The organism is Rhizobium sp. S152 (genome assembly GCF_030380735.1).
Taxonomy (GTDB): domain Bacteria; phylum Pseudomonadota; class Alphaproteobacteria; order Rhizobiales; family Rhizobiaceae; genus Rhizobium.
This window is the reverse complement of the sequence record NZ_JAUDRZ010000021.1, coordinates 1-530: the sequence shown is the minus strand read 5'-3', so window position 1 is coordinate 530 and position 530 is coordinate 1. Positions and strand designations below refer to the sequence as shown.

The 530-nt window shown below is 59.8% G+C and carries 1 protein-coding gene; it reads left to right on the top strand.

Annotated features, from left to right (window positions below; genetic code table 11):
- On the top strand, nucleotides 1–516 hold a 516-nt coding region (locus QTL95_RS16155; protein WP_289720949.1), incomplete at its 5' end, for a transposase.
- Between the last annotated feature and the right edge of the window lie 14 nt (nucleotides 517–530).

Here is a 530-nt window from a genome sequence, read left to right as displayed (position 1 = left end):
CATACGCCGCTTACCGTGACGGCTGAGCAGGTGGCCGCAGCCGGAAGCTCCATCCTGTCCGATCGCATCGGCCTTTTGCCGGCACGCCAGGCCGCCAACAGAAAGAACCCGTTCGCCGATCCGGTCCGCGAGATCACCGTCAGAACCGAGACGGGAAAGCTGCTGCGACTGCTGTCCAACGACCTCGATGCACCGGCAGAAGAGATCGCCGATCTCTACAAGCGTCGATGGGCGATCGAGCTGTTCTTCCGCTGGGTCAAGCAGACGCTGAAGATCCGCCACTTTCTCGGCAATTCCGAGAACGCCGTGCGTATCCAGATCGCTGTCGCCCTGATCGCCTACCTCATCATGAAGATGGCACTCGCCGACCAGAAGATCGTCTCAAGCCCGCTCGCCTTTGCCCGTCTCGTACGCATCAACCTGATGCACAGACGGGCCACAGACCAGCTTCTCAAACCACCGCCGAACAAGCTCAAAAGCCGCAACCAGATGGAATTCCAATGGGCCGCAATTTAAACCGGACAGCAGTG